This window comes from Chryseobacterium glaciei (assembly GCF_001648155.1).
Classification (GTDB): Bacteria; Bacteroidota; Bacteroidia; order Flavobacteriales; family Weeksellaceae; genus Chryseobacterium; species Chryseobacterium glaciei.
This window is the reverse complement of record NZ_CP015199.1, coordinates 3,583,368-3,601,128: the sequence shown is the minus strand read 5'-3', so window position 1 is coordinate 3,601,128 and position 17,761 is coordinate 3,583,368. Positions and strand designations below refer to the sequence as shown.

17 protein-coding genes are annotated in these 17,761 nt (G+C 35.0%); 4 read left to right on the top strand and 13 right to left on the bottom strand.

Features of this window, described 5'->3' with window-relative positions; genetic code table 11:
• Positions 1-53: 53 nt before the first annotated feature.
• The gene (locus A0O34_RS16250) at positions 54-914 is read left to right on the top strand and encodes a T9SS type A sorting domain-containing protein (RefSeq protein WP_082891181.1); all 861 of its coding nucleotides are present in this window, start codon (positions 54-56) and stop codon (positions 912-914) included.
• A 66-nt stretch (positions 915-980) separates the two neighbouring features.
• On the opposite strand, the gene A0O34_RS16245 is transcribed toward A0O34_RS16250, so the two are convergent.
• Together A0O34_RS16245 and A0O34_RS16240 are read right to left on the bottom strand one after the other, a co-directional pair.
• On the bottom strand, positions 981-1,325 hold the full coding sequence (locus tag A0O34_RS16245; RefSeq protein WP_066756856.1) for a phage holin family protein: 345 nt from the start codon (positions 1,323-1,325) through the stop codon (positions 981-983).
• 146 nt (positions 1,326-1,471) lie between these two features.
• The gene (locus A0O34_RS16240; protein WP_066759774.1) at positions 1,472-2,482 is read right to left on the bottom strand and encodes a LacI family DNA-binding transcriptional regulator; all 1,011 of its coding nucleotides are present in this window, start codon (positions 2,480-2,482) and stop codon (positions 1,472-1,474) included.
• Between the two features lie 180 nt (positions 2,483-2,662).
• On the opposite strand from A0O34_RS16240, the gene A0O34_RS16235 reads away from it, so the two are divergent.
• The 3 genes from A0O34_RS16235 to A0O34_RS16225 all read left to right on the top strand — a co-directional run bounded on the left by A0O34_RS16235 (position 2,663) and on the right by A0O34_RS16225 (position 6,290).
• Positions 2,663-4,096: a mannitol dehydrogenase family protein gene (locus A0O34_RS16235; RefSeq protein WP_066756852.1), complete on the top strand. Its 1,434-nt coding sequence runs from the start codon at positions 2,663-2,665 to the stop codon at positions 4,094-4,096.
• Positions 4,097-4,110: 14 nt separating this feature from the next.
• Positions 4,111-5,457 (top strand): MFS transporter, encoded by a 1,347-nt coding sequence (locus tag A0O34_RS16230; RefSeq protein WP_066756849.1) that lies wholly within the window; start codon positions 4,111-4,113, stop codon positions 5,455-5,457.
• A 95-nt stretch (positions 5,458-5,552) separates the two neighbouring features.
• The gene (locus tag A0O34_RS16225; RefSeq protein WP_066756847.1) at positions 5,553-6,290 is read left to right on the top strand and encodes a hypothetical protein; all 738 of its coding nucleotides are present in this window, start codon (positions 5,553-5,555) and stop codon (positions 6,288-6,290) included.
• 133 nt (positions 6,291-6,423) lie between these two features.
• On the opposite strand, the gene A0O34_RS16220 is transcribed toward A0O34_RS16225, so the two are convergent.
• The 11 genes from A0O34_RS16220 to A0O34_RS16170 form a co-directional block, all read right to left on the bottom strand.
• A complete protein-coding gene (locus A0O34_RS16220) occupies positions 6,424-6,846 on the bottom strand; it encodes a PaaI family thioesterase (RefSeq protein ID WP_066756844.1) in 423 nt (140 codons plus the stop codon).
• A gap of 297 nt (positions 6,847-7,143) precedes the next feature.
• Entirely contained in the window at positions 7,144-9,264 is a 2,121-nt protein-coding gene (locus tag A0O34_RS16215) for a type IA DNA topoisomerase (RefSeq protein ID WP_066756841.1), read from the bottom strand.
• Between the two features lie 189 nt (positions 9,265-9,453).
• The gene (locus tag A0O34_RS16210) at positions 9,454-10,152 is read right to left on the bottom strand and encodes a M17 family peptidase N-terminal domain-containing protein (protein WP_082891180.1); all 699 of its coding nucleotides are present in this window, start codon (positions 10,150-10,152) and stop codon (positions 9,454-9,456) included.
• Between the two features lie 25 nt (positions 10,153-10,177).
• A complete protein-coding gene (locus A0O34_RS16205; RefSeq protein WP_066756838.1) occupies positions 10,178-11,053 on the bottom strand; it encodes a pirin family protein in 876 nt (291 codons plus the stop codon).
• Positions 11,054-11,749: 696 nt separating this feature from the next.
• A complete protein-coding gene (locus tag A0O34_RS16200) occupies positions 11,750-12,328 on the bottom strand; it encodes a Crp/Fnr family transcriptional regulator (protein ID WP_066756835.1) in 579 nt (192 codons plus the stop codon).
• Positions 12,329-12,337: 9 nt separating this feature from the next.
• A complete protein-coding gene (locus tag A0O34_RS16195) occupies positions 12,338-12,649 on the bottom strand; it encodes a hypothetical protein (protein WP_066756832.1) in 312 nt (103 codons plus the stop codon).
• A gap of 17 nt (positions 12,650-12,666) precedes the next feature.
• Positions 12,667-14,277: a Na+/H+ antiporter gene (locus tag A0O34_RS16190; protein ID WP_066756829.1), complete on the bottom strand. Its 1,611-nt coding sequence runs from the start codon at positions 14,275-14,277 to the stop codon at positions 12,667-12,669.
• A gap of 499 nt (positions 14,278-14,776) precedes the next feature.
• Complete coding sequence (locus A0O34_RS16185) at positions 14,777-15,397, bottom strand: alpha/beta hydrolase (protein WP_066759773.1); 621 nt, start codon at positions 15,395-15,397, stop codon at positions 14,777-14,779.
• A gap of 4 nt (positions 15,398-15,401) precedes the next feature.
• Positions 15,402-16,355, bottom strand: coding sequence for a VOC family protein (locus A0O34_RS16180; RefSeq protein WP_066756826.1), 954 nt, complete (start codon positions 16,353-16,355; stop codon positions 15,402-15,404).
• Between the two features lie 62 nt (positions 16,356-16,417).
• Positions 16,418-16,714: a GNAT family N-acetyltransferase gene (locus A0O34_RS16175; RefSeq protein WP_066756821.1), complete on the bottom strand. Its 297-nt coding sequence runs from the start codon at positions 16,712-16,714 to the stop codon at positions 16,418-16,420.
• Between the two features lie 61 nt (positions 16,715-16,775).
• Entirely contained in the window at positions 16,776-17,708 is a 933-nt protein-coding gene (locus A0O34_RS16170; RefSeq protein ID WP_066756817.1) for a ring-cleaving dioxygenase, read from the bottom strand.
• Positions 17,709-17,761 lie beyond the last annotated feature (53 nt).

Here is a 17,761-nt window from a genome sequence, read left to right as displayed (position 1 = left end):
AGTTATAATTTATATTTTATTATTTTTACACTTAATTATTTAAACTAATTACCATGAAAAAAATTCTACTTATCGCATTACATTGTTCATCATTATTTCTTTTTTCACAAATAAATATGTCCCCTGGAGGTACACATTACAGCAATCCTTATCCAGTTACAGTTACGGGAAACGGGACAATCTATTATACTACAGATGGGACAACTCCTACATTAAGTTCTAGCTCAACAGTAAATAGTTTGCAGGTAATGATCAATCAGAATAAGGAAATTAAAGCATTTTTAGTGAACGGGCAAGGTACATCGTCTGTGTTCACTAAAAAATATTATACCGGAGCTCTTCCAAATTCTAACATTTATTTTAAACCACCTTCCAGCTGGACAAATGGAGCTTGTGTAATGACTGATATGGTGAATCCAAATTCTGTGAACGGAGGAGTGGTTGATGTTTTCTGGCCCGGATCACAAATGCAGAATACAGGATGCGACGGCTGGTATAAGTCTGTAGGTTATTATGAAAATGCTAATTTAAGGTTTACCAATTGTTTTATCATGGAAAATCTTCCGGGAGCTATCAGTACCAACATAATTCCTGCGGGAAGCACAATATATTATGATTTCACAAACGGGGAAATTAGCAATCCGCCTACATGTCTGTTTTTGAACACAGATGAAGCTCAAAAGAATATTACATTGGTAAAAGTGTATCCCAATCCGGTTTCTGATGTTTTAAAAATCAACACGAACAAGGATTTTAAAGACTATGAAATTATTGATGTAACCGGAAAAGTGATCTCTAAAAATCAACTTTCTTCAAAGGAAATATCGATCAGTCACCTTACATCAGGAAATTATTTTATAAAATTAAAAGATCAGCAGGGAAACGTCACTCTTTTAAAATTTATAAAGAAATAAAAACAAAAAAATCCGTCAGTTTTTTAGCTGACGGATTTTTATTTGATATGAATTTAACGCTTTATTTTAATCTCCATCCGAGAACATAGAATTCGCCAATGAAGTAACTAGTGAAAGTGCAATACTGAAAATAAATGCCCACCAGAAGCCATCTACAGTCATACTGTCAATGAAATAATCTGCTATCAAAATAATGATCGCATTGATCACCAACGCAAATAATCCTAGAGTTATAATTGTAAGCGGAAGTCCGAAAAGACTTAAAACAGGCTTTACGATAAGGTTTAAAACTCCCAAAACGATAGCAAAAATAATTGCCGTTGAGAAACCTTCAAAATGTACTCCAGGTAAGATTTTGGTTAAAAGATACGCAACTATCGCAGTTACGAACAGTCGAATAATTAAGTTCATAGTAATTGATTTTTTAATGTTTATAGGTGCTACCGAGCAAAAGCCATTCCATTTAAGCTAAATAAATCGATAACAATTAGTTCAATTTAAGAAAATTTTAAATCAAATATTAAAATCAGATTTATATATTTCTGAATATTAAAAACTTAATGAAAAGTTGAGGCTCTGTACACCAATTCCGTATCCATAACAATTGTTTGATTGGGCGCAGAAATATCTTTTATTTTTTCTAAAATTAATTGCGCTGCAGTTTCGCCCATTTTAACTAAAGGTTGCTGCACACTTGTTAATTTCGGATGCACAATTGTTGCTAATTCCGTTCCTGAAAAACTTGCAACGGCAACCTGTTCCGGAATCTTTATTCCCTGTTCAAGAAGGTAATTCATCGCTCCGATCGCCAGCGTATCACTGAAAGCAAAAATACTGTCGAATTCAATTTTCTTGTCTAATAATTGTTTCGCAGCATTTTCTCCGGCATCGAACATCATTCCGTCTGTTTTTATGATCAGTTCAGGATCGAAAATATTATGTTTAGTCAAAATACGTTTGTAACCCATTTCCCTCTCGATCGCATTACGGATTGTTGAAGGTCCCATGATGTGAGCAATCCTTTTTCTGCCTGTATTTATCAAATGTTCAACTACCAAAGACGCTTTAATATTATCATCCACCACAACTTTTGAAACATCGAGCGTTTTACTCGGAATTCTGTCAAAAAAAACAAACGGAATCCCTCTATCCATAATCTCTTTGTATAAATCTTCGTTGTAGGTTTCATGGCATAGATTAATAATGATTCCATCAACATTAAATTCTTCTAAAAGTTGCAGATTTTTCCTTTCAATTAAAGGATTTTCGTCCGATTGAGTGATAATTACCCTATATCCTAACGGATACAAAATATTCTGAATTCCCTGAAGAACTTTTGATGAAAAAGGCGTAATCATTTCAGGAACTACAAGCCCAATATTCTTTGTCTGACCATACTTTAAGCTTAAAGCTGTCGCGTTTGGTTTATACCCTAATTTTTTGGCTGCTTCCACAACTCTTTTCTGAGTTTCGGGGTTGATATTTTTGTCATTCAAAAGTGCCCTTGATATCGTAGAAGTCGACAAGGATAGGAATTTGGATAAATCTTTAATGGTAATTCGTTTCATCAGGTGCTTTTTTGAGGTTGTTTTCATCAAAAATACACAAAAATTACACAAATGGGAACGTTCCCAAACTTTTGGGAACGTTCCCATAAAGAATTTTCAAATAAAAAACATTATCAATAATAAAATTAATATAAGTTTGAGAAATCGACTATTATTTAAAAAATATATAAAATTTTTCTCATGGATATACAAGCCTTTCAATACGATTCTAAAAATATAAAATCCGGTATTCTGCACATTGGTGTTGGAAATTTTCACAGAGCGCATCAACAATTTTACACCAATGAATTGTTAAAGCATGAAGACCAACAAAATTGGGGAATTTGTGGAGTTTGTCTGCTTCCATCTGATGAAAAAATTGTCAATAATTTAAGATCTCAGAACCTTGATTATACTTTGACCATCTGCGGAAGAGACGGAAAAGATGAAATTCACAAAATAGGTTCATTAACGGAATTAATCTGGGGCGTTGAAGATCCAAAAGCTATTGTTGATAAAATTGCAAACTCTTCTATTAAAATCATCACTTTAACGATTACAGAAGGAGGTTATAATTTAGATAAAGAAACCAATGAGTTTAATTTAAATGATGAAAAAATTAAACATGATTTGGAAAACCCAAGTAATCCGACAACTGTTTTCGGATTTATAGCGGAAGGTCTTCGTAAAAGAAAAGCCGACGGAAACGGAAGTATTACCATTTTATCGTGCGATAACCTTCAACACAACGGAAATACGGCAAAAAGATCTTTTACGACTTTTATTGAAGCTCAGGATAAAAATTTAGCTGAATGGGTAAAAGAAAACGTGACTTTTCCAAACAGTATGGTCGACAGAATTACGCCTGCAACAACTCCCGAAGATGTTATAAGATTAAATAAAAAAAGTGGAATTGATGATAAAGCTCCCGTGTATTGCGAAGATTTTACACAATGGGTGATCGAAGATAATTTTATTGCCGGAAGACCAAGTTGGGAAAAAGTTGGTGTAGAATTTACCCAAGACGTTACAGCTTTTGAAAATATGAAATTGAGCTTACTGAATGCCTCTCACACTCTTCTTTCCTATCCCTCATTTTTAAAAGGTTACAGAAAAGTGGATGAAGCCATGGAAGATAAAAGTATCGTGAAATTTATCCGCGATTTTATGGATACAGACATCACACCTTACGTTCCGGCTCCCGAAAATACCGATCTGGAAAAATATAAACAGACTTTAATTGAAAGATTCGCCAATCATAGTGTGAGCGATCAGGTGAGCAGACTGTGTTTCGACGGAATCTCAAAGTTTCCGGTTTACATTATGCCGAACCTTACAAAAATGATTGATGATGATAAAGATCTCACTCGTGTCGCCTTTCTGTTCGCTTCTTACAGACAGTATTTGAAATATAAAGTTGATGATAAAGGGCATTCTTACGACATTGCCGAACCTTGGATGACTGAAAATGATGAAAAACTTATTTCAAGCGACAACCCTCTCGATTTCTTAAGTTTATCTGCTTTTAAAAGTGTTGATTTGAAAGAATCAGGCTCATTTATTCAGCTTTATGAAAGATTTGTAAGCGAAATTAAAAATCAGGGAACGACTCAGGTATTAGAATCAATAATATAAAAAAACAAACACTTATGATAGTCAATTCAGATATTAAAACCCTTGATACAAAGACGAATACCAGTGTATTTCCGTTCGCTATTATTACGTTTATCTATTTCATTGTCGGTTTTTTAACCACCGTAAACGAGCAGTTACAAGCTCCTTTGAAATTCACATTTCTTTCTCATGCAGGAAGTTTGAAAAATACTTTCACGACTTTAATTTCCTTCTTTTTCTTTTTAGGATATTTATTAAACGGAACCTTAGGAAGTAAATGGGTGAATGCTTTCGGATATAAAAACACCATTTTGAGAGGGCTTTTATTCATGATCTCAGGATTGTTTATGTATCTGTTCTCATCATGGTTTGGCTCGCAATATCCAAATATGGAATTTAGTGTTGGTGATGCGATTATTCCGTTTGGGTTCATTATTTTCGTTGCGGGATCTTATTTAATGGGAACTTCGGCAGCTGTTATTCAGGTTGTTGTGAATCCTTATGCTGCTTCTTATCAGTTAAAAGGAACTCAGCCTGTACAAAGATTGAATATTTTAACAGCAATTAATTCCATCGGAACTACTTCTGCCCCATTCTTCGTAACTGTTGTGATGTTCAGCGGAATTTCGATTGAAAGTATTGAAATTAAACAATTATTACTTCCTCTTTCTGTATTGATAGCGTGTATTTTAACCGTTATTTTAATTACAAAAAGACTTCATCTTCCTGATATTGAAAACACCAGAGCCGTTGGCGGTGAAAAACTGGAAAGAAGTATTTGGTCGTTCAGACATTTCGCATTCGGAGTTGTAGCGATATTTTTCTATGTTGGAACTGAAGTTGCGATTGGTGCGAATATCAATCTTCACGCTTTTGAACTAACAGAATCCGGTCATCCCATTACTTTCTTCGGAAAAACAGACATTATGATTGGCGGAATGGACTTGGGAATTCACGCTTTACTTTCTACATTATATTGGGGCGGATTTTTAGTTGGAAGATCGGTTTCAAGTTTTCTGAGTCATATTTCAGCAAAAACTCAATTGGCTGTTACTACGATTTTAGCAACAATCTTAGCGATTATTTCAATGATTACTCAAAATCTTTGGTTCTTGGTTGCCATCGGACTTTTACATTCATCGATGTGGAGTTGTATCTACACACTTTCCATCAAAGGATTGAATAAATACACTTCAAAAGCTTCGGGAGTTTTTATTTCAGCAGTATTTGGAGGAGCTGTATTTACGCTTGTTCAGGGTGGATTAGCAGATGCTTTCGGATCTTGGAGATGGACTTGGATTTTAACCGTAGTTTGTGAATTATTAATGCTGTCTTACGCATTATTCGGATCAAAAATCAGAGAGAAAGATTTAATTAACTAACAATATTCATTTTTGTTTTTACGCATTCCTATTGTCCGGCATTTATTTGTCGGATGTAGGGATGCTACAACCCAAAATCTAAAAAACACAGCATCATGATCAAAACTAAATTATTGATAATTTCTTCAATTATCATCGGAAGCTCACTGCTTTATGGACAGAAAATACATTCAGCTTTGCAACTTAGAAACAGTCATTTATGGCGAGGACTTGAAGTTTCTTCGGGTTTAATTTATACAGGAGATATTCATTTAGACGGAAAAAATTTCTATGGCGGATTTTGGACGGGCGGAAATTTTGATGGTTCGTACAAAGAGTTCAACAATTATGTTGGCTATAAAAACAAACATTTAACGGTTGAACTTTGGGATATCTATAACTTTTCACCCGATGCCACCTATAACAACAAAGAGTTTTTCAATTATAATGCAAGCGAAACAGGGCGTTTTTGGGATTTAAGATCGTACTACACGATCAGTGATAAAGTTCCCTTAACATTAAGTGCAAACACTGTTGTTTTCGGTCGTGACAGGAATAAAGAAAATACAGAAAACAAATATTCATCTTTTGTTTCTGCAGAATATCCAGTTTATAAAAATGTTGATGAAAATCTGGAAGTCCGCACAAGAGTCGGCTACGGTTTTGCGTTAAATCATGCCGGAGAAGAAAGCAATTTCTTCGCTAAAAAAGATGGCATCAATGAAGTGAGTTTAATTGTCTCTAAAACATTTATGGTTGCAGGTTACAAACTGCCCGTCGGCATTTGGGGAATGTGGAATCCTGTAGGAAATAATGCTTATCTGCAGTTTTCTGTTCAGGCATTTTCATTCTGATTTTGGTTGAGAGTATTAGAATTTGAGGGGCGTAGGGTTTGAGGGGCGTAGAGTTTGAGTGTGTGTGGGTATGAGTTTTTTAATGCTAAAAGTTTATTTTGAGATGATATGCTATAAAATTATACCCTATTTTTTATTTTATCTTCATCATTGTAACCAATGAAGTTGCCACATGGCTTTCTGATCCTCCATTTTCATCGACAACATAAATTTCTGTTCTGATGACACTGATTTTTGCACCACCTTTCACAACATAGGATTTTGAAACCAAAGCGTCTCCAATTGCAGGTCGAAGATAATTCACTTTTAACTCAACCGTAACTACATAACAATCTTGTTCATAATGGCTCACCGCAGCATATCCTGAAGAAACATCAACCAAAGAAGCGATCATTGCGCCGTTGAACATTCCTGCTTTTCTGGTCATTAATTCCATTTTTGGAATTTTCATGGAAATGAAATCGGTGTCGACTTCCAGTAATTCTGCCTTGTAGAATTTTAAGGTTTCTGAGCGGTTGAAGCTGTCGGTGATGAGTTGTTTTTTTTCGGGTGTCATTGATTGTTGTTTGAATGGTAAATTTAAACACAATTTGCACAAATATTTTACACGAATGACGCAAATCTTAAAAAACGAAGTTTAAACTTAATGCTCTTAATTACTTAATAAAACTTAATGGTTATTTTTTTTGAAAATAGTAAGAAAAGTTAAATTTTTAAGATTAGTTAAGTTTTGGCTAAAGCCATTTGAATATTGTTTAAAACGAAAACGGGCTAAAGCCCGTTCCTATTGATATATTATTGAGAATAATGTTCGTGTTATTTGTGTAAAATATTTGTAAAATTTGTGTCAACCTTAATTAAGCTGAACCTGAAAATCATCAGACAACAGTAAAATTCCTTCCGCCAAACTTTCCGGATGTGTTGTAAATCCTTTCAGTTTTGAAGTTTTTCCTTTTAAAACTAAATCCAATAACTGTTTATCCGAAATCTTTTTTCCGAAAATATCGAAAGAGATTTTAAATCCACAATTTTTAAAATCAGAACAGCCGACAGCCGTTTTTCCTTTGATTAAATTATGTTCTTTACACTTTGGACACTTGGTTTCTTCCCAAGTCTGAAGTTCTTTTTTTACGGCAGGTTCTCTCTTCTTCTTTTCAACTACTTTTTCTTCTTCCTGCAACATGATGACTTTTCCTTTTCCGTCCACCACTTTTTTGGTAAGTTCTGTCACCATTTGGATCAATTCTTCTTTGAACTGGTTGGCTTCATATTCACCACTTTCAATTTTACGAAGTTTTAATTCCCATTCTCCTGTTAATTCAGGGCTTTTCAGTAATTCATCTTCAATCGTATCGATCAATTGAATTCCGGTTTGAGTGGCAATCAAATTTTTCCTTTTCTTTTCAATATACTGACGTTTGAAAAGCGTTTCTATGATGTTGGCTCGGGTTGATGGTCTTCCGATACCGTTATTTTTTAATAATTCTCGTAGTTCTTCATCTTCCACCTGTTTTCCGGCAGTTTCCATCGCTCTCAGAAGCGTTGCTTCCGTGTAAGGCTTTGGTGGCGAAGTTTTTCCCTGGTGAATCATCGGATCATGCGGTCCGGTTTCTCCTGCAACGAATTCAGGAATGGTTTGTTCCTCTTCCTTATCTTTTTCTTTATCAGTCGGTTCTTCTTTGGCATCCTTTGCATAGACTGCTCTCCATCCCGGTTCAAGGATTTGTCTTCCACTTGTTTTAAACGGAATAGTTCCTACTTTACCTTCTACCAATGTATTTGAAATTTTACATTCAGGGTAAAACACTGAAATAAAACGTTTTGCAATCAGATCGTAAACCAATTTTTCTTCCCTCGTCAGATTTTGAGAAGGCGGAACTTCCGTTGGAATAATGGCGTGGTGATCCGTTACTTTTGCATCATCAAAAACCGTTTTCGATTTTGGAATTGGCGCTTCTAATAAAGGAGCAATCAGTTCCTGATAGAAATGCATTTTTCTAAGAATTCCTTCAATTTTCGGATATAAACTTTCCGATAGATACGTCGTATCAACACGCGGATAAGTCACATGTTTTTTCTCGTAAAGACTTTGAATATATTTTAAAGTGCTGTCCGCAGAATAACCATATTTTTTATTGGCTTCCACCTGAAGTCCGGTCAGGTCAAAAAGCCTTAGATTTTTTTCTTTTCCTTCTTTAATTTCAAAAGAAACGATCTCAAAAGGATTAATTTTAAGATATTCCAATCCTTTTTCGGCGCGATCTAATGTTTTTAAACGGTCAATCGCTGCGTTGAAAATAACCTCACGGTATTTGGTTTTCAGCTCCCAATATTCTTCGGTGTTAAAAGCATCGATTTCTTTTTGGCGCTGAACCAACATCGCCAACGTCGGCGTCTGCACTCTCCCGATAGAAAGTACCACTTTATTTCCGCCAAACTTTTTGGTGAAAAGTCGGGTCGCGTTGATTCCTAATAACCAATCACCAATCGCTCTTGCATTTCCTGCGAGATAGAGATTTTTATAATCTTCGGCTGGTTTTAAGTTTTGAAAACCTTCTTTAATCGCCTCTTCGGTAAGCGAAGAAATCCATAAACGCTGAATCGGTTTGTTGCATTTTGCTTTCTGCAAAACCCAACGCTGAATGAGTTCTCCCTCCTGCCCGGCATCCCCACAATTGATCACCTCATCACATTCTTCGACCAATCTCTCAATCACTTTAAACTGATTTTCAACGCCTTTGTTTGGAATTAATTTGATCCCAAAATTATTTGGAATAATCGGCAGTAAAAAGAGATTCCAGGATTTGTACTGAGGACCGTAATCGTGAGGTTCTTTCAGGGTACAAAGATGTCCGAACGTCCATGTCACACAATAGCCGTTTCCTTCCATATAGCCTTGTTTAGGCGTAGTTGCGCCCAATACTTTGGCGATATCTCTGGCAACACTGGGTTTTTCGGCAATACAAAGTTTCATGAATTTCGGGATTATTGAAAGGGTTGCAAAAATCGGGATTTTTTTTGACTTTCGCTAATTTAGTTGAGGGTTGATAAATTGAGTGTTATGAAAATAATGTTTTAAACTATTAAAATATTCATCCGTTTTAAATCAAAAAAGCTCTCTTAAAAAAGAGAGCTCACAACAATATTAATGAATCTAACCTCATTATTTTTTATTCACTTCTGCAATCGCATCTTTAATTCCGCCGCCTGCAACTTCAAAGAAAGACGGACCTGCCAACAGATATACCTTTTCTAATTTCTTAGTATTGGATAATTTGTGTTCTCTTAAATAGATTTCAGAACGGCTGGCCAATACAATACCTTTCACTACATTTCCGGCTACCAAAGCGGTTGGAGAATCAATCCCGGCATCTTTCAGGTCGCTGGCAAAAGCGAAATTGGTTACGCCTAATCTCATTGCTTCACGAGCAGCCATTTCTCCTACGGAAGTCATTAGTTCAGGAGTGAATTTATTACGGTCTCCCAAGCCAATCAACAGAAGTTTTTTTGCTGACATCGAGCCTGCCGGAGGGGTAATTAAAATTGTTTCCAATGAGTGTCCCTGAAATTGCCCTGACTGTCTGATTTTGGTGAACTCGCCTTTTAGTGCATCATCTAAATGAACTAATCCATTTAAGTTTGCGGGTAAAGCCTGAGCGCTGTGAATATCATTTTCCGTATATTCGAAGACACAAGCAACTTGTAGTTGAGCGTCTGCGGAAGATGGTCCCTGCACTAATCCAATCATTGAAATTCCGTCAACGGAGCCCCAGTTTTTTGATGTTCCGACAGGTGTTGTATTTTGAGCAGTTAATGTCAATGATAATAAACCAACTGCAAATGATAAGATAAAATTTTTCATGGTTTTAAATTTTTAGCATTAATTATTACATTGTCATTGGAACTTCCATTAATAGAATTTCTGTATTTTCTGCTGTTGCTTTAATATTCAAATCTGAAATATCCCAAACTCCGAAACCGTCTCTTGTTTCCAATTGCTGACCTTCGATCTCTGCACTTCCTTTTAAAATAAAGGCATAGACTCCATTTCCTTTTTTCTTGATTTGATAATTAGTTTCGATCGTATTTTCAAAATTCCCTAAGTGAAACCAAGCATCCTGATGAATCCAAACTTCTTCGTCATCAGCATTTGGAGATAATATTTGCTGGAATCTGTTTTTGCTTTTTGTTTTATCTAATGTAATTTGATCATATCTCGGCGTTACATTTCTTTTGTTTGGATAAACCCAGATTTGAAGAAATTTAACCTCGGCATCTGTATTTTTATTGAATTCGCTGTGCATGATTCCCGTTCCTGCACTCATCACCTGAATATCTCCACTTTTGATAATCGCAGAATTTCCCATGCTGTCTTTATGCTCCAAATCGCCTTCCAGCGGAATACTGATGATTTCCATATTATCGTGAGGATGCGTTCCGAAACCTCTTCCGGCTTCCACTTTATCATCATTAAAAACTCTCAATACTCCGAAATGCATTCTTTCCGGATTATGGTAATTCGCAAAACTGAAAGTATGATTACTTACCAACCATCCATGATCTGCCTTTCCTCTTGAATCTGCTTTATGAATAACTGAATTATCTTTGATTTTTGACTCAGGATTAGGTAAATGATTGTATCCGATTGGTTCTAATGGCTCGATTTCGTCAATCTCATTTTTCATTGTGTTTCCCAATGATGCAGATGCTACAAACATTCCTGTTCCCAGTAAGCCTTTCTTTAAAAAATCTTTTCTGTCCATATCTGTTAGTTAGTTAGTTAGTTATTTTGATTTTGATAGGACAAATTTAGGCAGAGGGAAAATGCTGTGCATTTAACTAGTTTAATAAATTACTTTTTAAAGTATTTTTTTGATTCTATTTTTGTTGGAATACGCAAAGGCGCAAAGTGTTATTTATAATGCATAGATAAGACGCAAGGATTTTATCTGCGATAAAATTAATTATGGATAATTTGTTGAAAATCTCTGATTTTCTTGCGCCTTAAAAACGTTTTTAATTATAAAAACTTTGCGCCTTTGCGTATTCCAACCGATTAAATTTCTTTTGTCTTGAAATCGAAGATTCGACCTAGTCAAACAAAAGAAAGAAAAATTCAAGACTTGGAAACTTCCGCTAAAAATAAATTCTGCTCTCTAAAAATTCTAAAACTTGCGCGAATTTTCTGTTTGTTCTTCGATTCAAAATTTGTCTAGCGCTTCGAACAGTAGAATTTTCTTAATGTTCACAGAATTTATTTTTTTAACGCTTCAGCCTCCTATGTCGATTTCATTTACGCGAAAAGTTTGTCATCCCAGAGGGATCTAAACATAAACAGAATCTTTAAAGATTAATATAAAAAGATTCGCGTCTAGATCCTTCTGGGATGACAAACTTTATGGGTATGTTTTTAATTAAATAAAGGGAATTCTATTATTTAATTTATTACAGAAATATTTCTATTTTGAAGCTAATCTCTTTCGGATTGTGCTTACAAATTCTTTTGAAACCCCAAGATAAGAGGCAATATAATACTGCGGAACTCTTTGCGGAATTGTGGGATATACTTTTACAAATTCTAAATATCGGTCTGATGCACTTTTCGAAATAGTATTCACCAAACGGTTTTGAAGGGTTGATAAATTTCGTTGTACCAACATCCTGAAAACTCTTTCGAATTTTGGATATTCTTTTAATAATTTCTCTTTTGCAGTGGGAGTCAGCATATAAATTTCTGAATCTTCCAATGTTTCGATATATAATTTGGATGGCTTCTGTTCCTGAAATGATGCAATATCACTCGTCCACCAATCTTCAATGGCGAATAAAATCGTGACTTCGAAACCGTTATCATCAAGGTAATATACTCTGACACAACCTTTTTGAATATAGCCTTCAAACTGGCAGACTTCTCCTTCTCTCAACAGAACCGTTTTCTTTGGAAAAGTCTCGCAAGTGAGTAGATCTGTGAAAAATTTTTCTTCGCCTTGGTTAAGATTGATGAATCGTGTTACGTTTTTGATGATATTTTCGAACATAAATTAAGTTTACGGCTGCAAATTAGGGAAAAGTGCGTAAACTTCGTTCTTTAAAAGTCCACTTCCTCCGCCATAATGGTCGATTACCTTCACTTCCTGATCCAAATTTTCACAAAAAACTTTGATATCTTTTTCAAATTGTTCTTCTAAACCTGAACTTAATAATACAATATCTACCTGATTTTCTTTTAGATAATCATAACAAAGTGATTCTTCACTTTTAATTTCAGCTTTCCAGCCTTCATTATTTTCAATGATTCTTTTTAAAGTATCTAATATTTCCTGATTTTTTCCGATAACTAGGAATTGTAATGTTTTCATTATGTATTTTGTTGTTTTTAAAAATGTTTAGTTCCTGTGATTTTTAATTCATTTAAATCTAATTGAGATTCTGCTTTTCTGATCTCGTCATCACTGAAAAACTTCTCTCTTTTCATAGCAAATAATTCCTTTCTCTGCATTGCAAAAATATCAAGCATAATCTGATGGTATTCTTTCAAATCATTTTGTCTGTTAGAACACATTTCCAATGAACTCAGGTGTCCTTTTTGCAATTTGATATCGTTTTGTAAACTGTCCTTAAAATTTTCAACTAAGCTATTGCTTGTTAAGCTCTTTTCATATTTTTCATTCAATCTATCAACTGCCAAACTATCTAATCTTATTTGAATTCCAGCTTGTTGCTCATGCGAAGGTAAAATATCATCAATTTCACCAATTTTGGTTAATTTAATAATCAAAGGAAGCGTCAAACCTTGAAAAACCAAAGTCACAAAAATTACAATGAACGTAATGAAGATAATTAAATTTCTCATCGGAAATTCAATCTGATCATTCATCATCACCGGAATTGACAAAGCCGTTGCCAATGAAACCACGCCACGCATTCCTGCCCAACCGATGATTAATGGATTTTTCCATCCCGGACTTGGATCTCTTCGTACTTTTTTGCTCAACCATCTTGGAATATGAGCAACCGGATAAATCCACAACAAACGGACAACAATTACGATTAAACTAATAATTAAACCATATTTAATGCCTTCCATTAAAGACGTTTCACCCAATCCATTGATGATATCGGGAAGTTCAAGCCCGATTAATACAAAAACTAAAGCGTTCATCACAAATATCAAGGTATTCCAAACGCCTGTCATATTGATCCTTGTTGTCCCTGTTTTAAAAATTTCATGTGAACGGAAAGACATAAATAATCCACCACTTACGACCGCCATTACTCCCGAAAAATGAAAATGTTCAGCGCTCAGAAATAAAATATAAGGAGTCATCACCGTTAATGCCGCATCTATCGCCGGAGTTGTCGGCAAAAATTTATGAATAGCGTAGAAAATGTGGGCACCAACAATTCCTACCACAATTCCCATTCCGGCAACAAGAAAAAATTGTCCAGTTGCTTCCTGCATTGAAAAAGCTCCTGTGGTGACCGCTACTAAAGCAAATCGGAAAACAATTAATGACGATGCATCGTTGATCAAACTTTCGCCTTCCAACATCGCAAGCGTTCTTTTTGGTACTTTTAAGCCTTTTAAAACTGTTGTTGCAGCAACTGCATCAGGTGGCGAAACAATTCCTCCCAACAAAAAACCTAATGCCAAAGTAAATCCTGGAATTAAAGATTGAGACGCAAAAGCCACAACAATTGAGGTCAGAAATACCAACCCGAAAGCCATTAGTGAAATTGTTCTTTTCCATTTCCAGAAATCATTCCAAGACGTGTACCAAGCTGCTTCGTATAAAAGTGGTGGTAAAAAAATTAGGAAAATAATTTCAGGATCCAATTTTAAAATCGGAACTCCTGGAATTAAACTGATCCCCAATCCTGCCAATACTAAAAATATGGGATAGGCAATTTTGATGCGTTGTGCCAGCATAACTAGAAGCATGACGAGTAGTAAAAGTCCTAGTATTAATAGTAAATCTTCGTGCATAGTTAGTTTTTTTAATTTTCTTTTGTCTATTTCATTTTTTATAATCTACATATGAAATGACATTCTTCTTTTTTCTCACTTTAAATTCTTTATTAAAATTTCTTTTGTCTTGAAACAAAAGAAACAAAAATTCAAGACTTGGAATCTGAATGCTAAAAATTAAAACTTAATCCTAAAATCCCCAAAACTTGCGCGAATTTATTATTGATTATTCGATTCAAAATTTGTCTCGCGCTTCAAACAGTAGAATTTTCTTTACGTTCACAGAATTTATTTTGCCTCAATATTTTATATTTTTTTATTTGAATCGGCGAACCTCTTCGAGGTTTCTTAACGCTTCAACTTCCTATGTCGGTTTTAAGTTATAGCTTATTTTAAGTTTTGGCTAAAGCCAATTGATTTTTGACATTTAATTAAACGGGCTAAAGCCCGTTCCTATTGATTACAATATTGTGTTTATTTGTGAAAAATATTCGTGTCAATTCGTGTTTAAATAAATCTATTTAAAAATCAATGTATTCGCCAATTCCATTTCTTCTTGGTTAATAGAATGACCAAAATTAGCGTAAATTTTTTCGGTAACATCGGCATTCATTTCTCTTAAAATATTGGCTGTAGCATACACTCTTTCTACAGGAACATGAAAATCCGGATTGCTCGTTCCCAAAAAAATTGGAGTCTGGGCAAAATCTCCTTTATAATTTTCACGATTGATTTTGTCACCAATCACTCCACCAATAATTGCTGCTGCTCCACCGAATTTCTGGGCATTTCGCGCTAAAAATTCCAAAGTAAGACAAGCACCTTGAGAAAATCCGAAAAAGTAAATATTTTCAACTTTAATTCCTGAATCTAAAGCATTTTTTACTGTCTTCTCAATCGTTTCAATGGCTGATGATAACCACGGTTCGTTTTGTTCTACAGGAGCAATAAATGAAAGAGGATACCAACTTCCATTCGTTGCCTGTGGTGCTAGTATTGCGTAATCTTCAACATTTAAATGTTGTGATAAGCTTAAAACATCCTGCGCACTTCCACCTCGGCCATGAATCATAATTAAAGCTTTTTCGGCTTGGTCTAAAGGTTTTCCTGCTGTTTTTATATCTAAAATGTGATTCATTATTTTATCTGTATTTTTCTGTTGGATAATTAATTTTTGGAAGAACGTCAATCAAATGTTCTCTTTTTTCTTCAAACTTTTCCGGAAGCATTAAATCTTCTCCCAAAGAGGCTAACTCCTCATCGATATCGAATCCCGGTCCTGAAGTCGCAATTTCAAATAAAACACCTCCCGGTTCTTTAAAATATACGGAAGTGAAGTATTTTCTGTCTTTCACTTCGGTATGTTCCAAGCCGAATTTGTTTAATTTTTCAATCATTTCAAGCTGAGATTGCGCATCAGGCGTCGCAAAAGCAACGTGGTGAACGGTTCCTCTTCCGGCCAAACCTTTCAAAGCATTTGGAGTACAAACTAAATCAACATATTTTCCGGGCTGATCATCTGTCCCGAATCTGAATCTATCTGAACTTTCAGCAATTAATTTGTGATCCATTTGGGTTGTCAACAACGCTGCCGTTCTTTCATAAGCATCCAACCAAATTTCTACGTGATGAATTCCTTTGATGGCATAATCTTTTGGGATAAATCCGTTATAGTAGCCTTTTCGGTCATCTTTATCATTAAAAACCAATTCTAATCCCAATCCGTCAAAATCTTCAAGATAAATAAAAGCTTCACCGGAAAACCTTTGCTGTGGCTGTTTGTAAGGAATATTAAATTGATCAAGTCGATTCAACCAATAATCTAATGCGTCTATTGAAATTGAAAATGCCGTTGTATTCAGCATTCCTTTACCATGTCTTCCATTCACCAAGCCTTTTCCATAAGGGAAAGTGGTCATAATCGTTCCCGGAGTTCCAAATTCGTCTCCGAAATAGAAGTGATAAACATCAGAATAATCAAAATTGACCGTCTTTTTTATTAATCGAAGTCCTAAAACTCCTGTGTAAAAGTCTATGTTTTCCTGTGCATCGCCTGTGATGGCTGTAACGTGGTGAAGTCCTGTTATAAGTGGCATTTTCTTTAGTTTTTAGTTGTTGGTTTTTGATTGGTTTTTAACGCAAAGACGCGAAGTTTTTTTTACAATTCTTCTTTCAACCAAACATCATTATATTCTTCCGGATTGCGTTTGAATTGTGCGTGAACATATGGACACAACGGCACAATTTTTAGCTCATTTTCTCTTGCGTAGGAAACCAGTTTTTCTAATAATATTTTCGCAAAACCTTTTCCTGCGTATTCTTCATTAACTTCTGTATGATAAACGGTTAATTTTTTTCCGATGACTGAGATATCCATTTTTCCTGCTTTTTTATCGTCTGAGAAAAGTTGAACTTCTCCTCTTACATTTCCTAAAACTACTTCTGTTCTTTCCATTGTTTTTGATTTTTTAATTAATAATTTAAAGGTAAGATCTTTGATAAAACTGTGTAATGATCTATGATAACTTCGGTAAAACCCCAACTATTTTATCACGTAATCCTTCGTGTTGTTTTGGAAGTTTTAAACTTGTTCCCAATTCATTTAAAGGTTCATCAACAGTGAATCCAGGGTTATCGGTTGCAATTTCGAATAAAACTCCACCCGGCTCACGGAAGTATAATGAGTAGAAATAATCTCTATCAATTTTTGGAGTGATATTCAATCCTGCAGACATTACTTTTTCGCGATATTCCATCAAAACATTGTCATCTTTCACTCTAAAAGCGATGTGGTGATTGGTTCCCGCAGCGTTTCTTCCTGCAACAATTTTATCGTTTTGAATAATATCAATTAAATTTGCTGTTTCTATTGAATCTGTTACGAAACGGAATCTTTCACCTTCCTGTTTTTGAAGATCATATCCTAAAATATCTGTCAACACTTTGATCGTCGGATCTGCTTTTTTCAATGTCAAAGTCACATTGTGGAAACCTTTCAAAGCATTTTCATCTTTAATATCATCGGTTGTCCAAACTTTTCTGTCGTCCGGAGTTGATGATTCGATAAACTGTAATTGCAAACCATCCGGATCTTTAAATGAAATTAATTTTTCACCAAAAATTTCACCTTCTTCAACATTTACATTGAACTGTTGAAAACGGTTTTTCCAAAATTCCAAGCTTCCTTTTGGAACTGAATATCCGATGTGAGTTGCCAATCCGCTTCCGTTTGTTCCTTTGCCGATTCCTTCCCAAGGAAAGAAAGTTAAAATCGTTCCCGGAGTTCCGGTTTCGTTTCCGAAGTAAAAGTGGTACGTTCCCGGATCATCAAAGTTTACCGTTTTCTTTACCAATCTCAGCCCTAAAACCTGAGTATAAAAATCAAAATTTCTTTTTGCGTTGTCAGCAATCGCTGTTATGTGGTGTAATCCTAAAATTCTATTTTCCATGTTTTCTATTGTTTTATTTTGATATGACAAATTTAGGGTGATGAGAAATGCTG